The organism is Neobacillus drentensis, assembly GCF_036962765.1.
Taxonomy (GTDB): domain Bacteria; phylum Bacillota; class Bacilli; order Bacillales; family Cytobacillaceae; genus Neobacillus; species Neobacillus drentensis_C.
Window position 1 is genome coordinate 1 of record NZ_JBALOS010000329.1, and the last position, 4,593, is coordinate 4,593.

General features: G+C 36.5%; 4 protein-coding genes. All 4 read left to right on the forward strand.

The genetic code is table 11. The features are described from left to right. Positions 1–219 precede the first annotated feature (219 nt). The 4 genes from V7137_RS28520 to V7137_RS28535 all read left to right on the forward strand — a co-directional run bounded on the left by V7137_RS28520 (position 220) and on the right by V7137_RS28535 (position 4,386). Positions 220–1,479: an MFS transporter gene (locus V7137_RS28520; RefSeq protein ID WP_335701184.1), complete on the forward strand. Its 1,260-nt coding sequence runs from the start codon at positions 220–222 to the stop codon at positions 1,477–1,479. 42 nt (positions 1,480–1,521) lie between these two features. Then, positions 1,522–3,237: an alkyl sulfatase dimerization domain-containing protein gene (locus V7137_RS28525; RefSeq protein WP_335701187.1), complete on the forward strand. Its 1,716-nt coding sequence runs from the start codon at positions 1,522–1,524 to the stop codon at positions 3,235–3,237. A gap of 14 nt (positions 3,238–3,251) precedes the next feature. Next, positions 3,252–4,082: an alpha/beta fold hydrolase gene (locus V7137_RS28530; protein ID WP_335701185.1), complete on the forward strand. Its 831-nt coding sequence runs from the start codon at positions 3,252–3,254 to the stop codon at positions 4,080–4,082. A gap of 160 nt (positions 4,083–4,242) precedes the next feature. After that, positions 4,243–4,386: a hypothetical protein gene (locus V7137_RS28535; protein ID WP_335701186.1), complete on the forward strand. Its 144-nt coding sequence runs from the start codon at positions 4,243–4,245 to the stop codon at positions 4,384–4,386. Positions 4,387–4,593 lie beyond the last annotated feature (207 nt).

Sequence of the window (4,593 nt, forward strand, 5' to 3'; positions counted from 1 at the left end):
TAAAAGAATTTTAAAAAAGCCCGCCAAAAACAAAAAAAGAAGTAATAGTTTACTAATGTTTAATGTATGTAAATAAAAAAATCGATAATATCAATTTAATTGTAGTCATTCTTGGAGGCAATTCAACATCATCCAAGGCATTAAACTACATCGTGAATAAGAATTGGTATTTATGGAGATCAAATTGTTTTCAACAACGAAAAGGGGCTGGGATTCATAATGAGATGGCTAATACTTTTGTTTATGTTCTTTGGTTTAATGATTAACTTTGCAGATAAGTCAATTCTAGGGTTTGCAGCTGAACCAATTATGAAAGAATTTAATTTATCTTATTCACAATGGGGTATTGTGGGTAGCAGCTTTTTTTGGCTGTTTAGTATTGGCGGTGTAATTGGCGGGGCGTGGTCAGATCGAATTGGGACAAAGAAGGCATTATCCATTTTATTATTTTCTTGGACAGTTCTCCAATTTGGAGCTTTTGCGATAACTGGACTACCTCTGCTTATTCTTTACAGAATATTGCTTGGTGTTGGTGAAGGGCCACATGGACCGATATCCATGAGTCAGATAAGCAAATGGTTTCATCCGAATTCTCGTGGATTGGCATTATCCATTTTCAATGGTGGTGGAATTGTTGGTGCAGTAATATTGGCGCCCATTTTCGTTGTTCTAATAGAAGATTTTGGATGGCGTGGAGCATTTGCCTCAACTGGTATTTTGAGTATTGTTTGGGCAGTTTTATGGATGTGGCTAGGCAAAGAGAAACCAGCCAAAGTAGAATGGGACGAGCCGATTCCCACTCAAAGTAAGTTCAAGTGGTCAGATGTATCGTCGACCATATTCTCACGTTCTTGTTTGTTAGCTTTATTCTTGGGCTTCTCTGCATTCGGGGGACTTGCATGGACATCCGTTTTTCAACCTCTATATTTTGGGCAGATACTTGGATTAACACATAAACAAATTGGCCTTGCTTCCGTTGCAGTTGGAATAGGCGGCCTGATTATTAGTATTTTAGTTCTTAGATTTTCTGATTATCTTTTCAAAAAAAGTCAGAGCTATTATACATCACGTGTTGTTGTCGGTGGAATTAGTTTAATCGTTGCAGCACTCGGCTATTTCCTTTCTACAATCGTTCAATCTAACCAATTGATATTAGGATTATTTATCCTTTCAGCTGGTTGTGTAGCAACAATAGTATCTATTGTTCCGCAAATTATGATAAAGCTCTTCCCATCGAGGAGAGGATTCGGAATTAGTTTAGGAACATCCTTTCAAAATTTAGCAGGAATCATCGGACCAATCGTTATCGGACTTCTTATTAACCTGGCAGGTACCAATAAAGTTCTCGGCTTCCATTATGCAATATTTTATATTGCTGGATTGATGCTTTTGGCTGGACTACTATTTATTCTCTTTTGCAGGCCTGATGAGACTGTTGCTGAAGTGGCTCAGCCAACTGAAAATGCTATTTCACTTTAAAATCATTATTTAATTTTAATAAAGAGGTGTCTAATTGTGGAAATGACTAAAAATCAATTAAGCAATATTAATGAAGGTGTAACAAAGATCGGCCCAAAAGGTGAGGTGGCCAATTCGAAGCTAATTGATCATTCGAAAAATTTTGAAAAACGGTTAGTGAAAATTACGGATGGCGTTTATCAAGTTATCGGAGTTGGTCTTGCAAATACAACCATGATCGAAGGCAAAAATGGGATGATTATTGTTGATACAGGGGATGGAATTGAAGAAGCAGAAGAGCATTTAGAAGAGTTTAGAAAAATAACAGATAAACCAGTATCAACTATTATTTACACCCATTGGCATTATACAGTGGGTACAAGAGCTTATGTACCTGAAGGTCAGGAGGATTCACTTGAAATTTGGGGCCATGACCTAGTTGATCACAATTTTACCGCTAATAATGCGGATCTTAAGCAAATCCAGACTAAAAAAGCATATACTCAATTTGGACTGTTTCTTCCGCCAAAAGGTCCTGATGCTTTTCCAAATTTAGGGATTGGTGCCTATTTTGTTGATTTTGAAAAAGGAAAAACAAGGGGATACGTAAAACCGAATCGTACCGTTTCAAAGGCAAGTAAAATTGTAATTGACGGAATTAATGTTGAATTAATCCCTACCATTACAGATACAAATGATGGACTGATCGTCTGGTTACCTGATAAAGGTGTAGCTATTAATAATGTTCTTTGGGGGGCGTTTCCGAACATTGGAGCTTTAAGAGGAGATACTCGCGATCCGAAAAACTGGATTAATAGTATAAAGGAATTGCGCGCATTAAAACCAACACATATTATTGGAGTACATGGGAGCCCTATTTTGGGATCCAAAGAGTCTGAAAAGGCGATAGAAGAATACCACGATGGAATGCAATTCGTATACGATCAAACCATTCGTGGAATCAATCTAGGACTTTCTCCTGAAGATATTGTGGAGTTTGTTAAATTGCCTACTCACTTAAAGAACAGTCCGATTTTCCAACCTTTTTATGGTGAATTGGCAAACTATGTGAGAGGGACCTATGCTTATTTAATTGGGTGGTATGGGAATGATACAGCAACGATTCATCCAGTTTCAAAAAAAGTCGAAGCAGAGAAAATCATAAAGGGCTTCGGAGGGCTGGAAAAAGTATTAGCAGAAGCTCAAAAAGCAAATGACGATCATGAATTTTCATGGGCGGCCCAATTAATTACTTATGTATTAAAATTAGATCCAGATCATAAGGAAGCTCTTCAAATAAAAGCTCTTGCACTAAGAAAGCTTTCTGAAACAACTACTTCTGCCATAACAAGAAACTTTTATTTAACTCAAGTGTATGAACTAGAAGGAAAAGTTAGCCCAAATGTAAGAGTGGTTAAATCTGTAAACCTAAGTAATTTTACACCTGAAGCTTATATGCATTTCCTTAGAGTGAAATTAGACCCAGTGAAGAGTGAAAATGTAAATCAAGTGATGCAAGTTAGCTTAACAGATTCGAACGTTGAAATTGGACTACAAGTTCGAAAAGCTTTAGCCGAAGTCGTAAATTTTAATACGAGCTCCATTACTCCTGATTTTACGATTCAAACAACATGTAAAGATTTGGCTCAATTATTAACTTGCGAAATTACTCTTGAGAATGCATTAACGATGGGCAATATTGCGATAATAACAGGCAGTAAAGTAGAAGTGACTAATTTCATAGCTATGTTTGATGAAATAATAATCGAAAATAATTAATGGAGGAATTAGGGATGAGTTATGCATTAGAAGGAAAAAAGATACATGTAAATGGCCTTCAGTTTCAAGTAGTGGACGAAGGCGAGGGACCGGCTGTACTACTACTCCACGGATTTCCCGACTCCTCCTTCTTATGGAGAAATCAAATTCAAACCTTGGTTAATGCCGGTTACAGAGTTATCGCTCCAGACTTACGGGGTTTTGGTGAATCGGACAAGCCACAAGAGATTGAAGCCTATAATTTGAAGTTACTTGTTTCAGATGTTATAGGAATCTTAAAAGAATTAAACATTGATCGTATACGATTAGTTGGCCATGATTGGGGGGCATTGCTGGGCTGGGCATTTACTTCCCTATTTCCGGATGTAGTTGAAAAATATGTTCCCATTTCTGTTGGCCATCCAGGTGGAAGATTCCAAGTACAAATTGATCAATTTGAAAAATCATGGTATGTGTTTATGTTTCAGGCAGAACACTACGCCGAGGAATTTTTAACTAGAAATAATTGGGAACTATTTAGAGAATGGTGCCGAAATCATAGTGAACAAGAAAAATGGATTAAAGAGTTATCCAGACCGGGTGCATTAAGAGCAGCCCTTAATTGGTACAGAGCAAACAGCTCAATGAAAGCCTTTTTATATAAGGGGGTCCATCCAAAGATTAAGACACCAACACTAGGAATTTGGAGTAGCTTTGATCCTTTTTTAACAGAAGCAAAAATGCTTCAATCTAGCGAATTGATTGATGGACCATGGCGATATGAAAGATTTTCCGGAGGTCATTGGGTGCCACTTGATCAATCTGAAAAATTAAATGAGATTTTAATAGAGTTTTTTGAAAATTAATTAGGGAATTAGAATAGTCAGATGAGTAAGACCTGCATATTCGATATATTAAATTGTTAATATGATAGGGAAAATTCTTAAGTGGGAGGATCTATCTGTAACTTTTAATGTATCCAGGGCTTACTCTCTATTAATTTTTCAAACAGTTTGGATGGCAGATTTGCGTATAGAAACGACACGTGATATCTGGACAGATATTGTTTTCGGAGAAATAACAATGGAAGAAGCAATCACAAACGGTGAAGTAAAATCAAATGAAGATGAAAAAGAAGTCGTTAGCTTTTTTAACGTATTTGAATTATAAAATAGATTGAACGGTTATGGATAACTAAATAAAAAGAAGGGGTTCTTTGAAGTGAATCCCTTCTTTTAATTAGGCTCTTTTCGTAAACTTTGTTGCTTTTGGAGCTTAATAAGGGTCATTTACTAAGTTTCTAGGCAATTTTCGCAAATGTTCTTACGAAAAGATGCCACGAAGTATCTAGTTTTACAGGTTGATGAACTTATACGA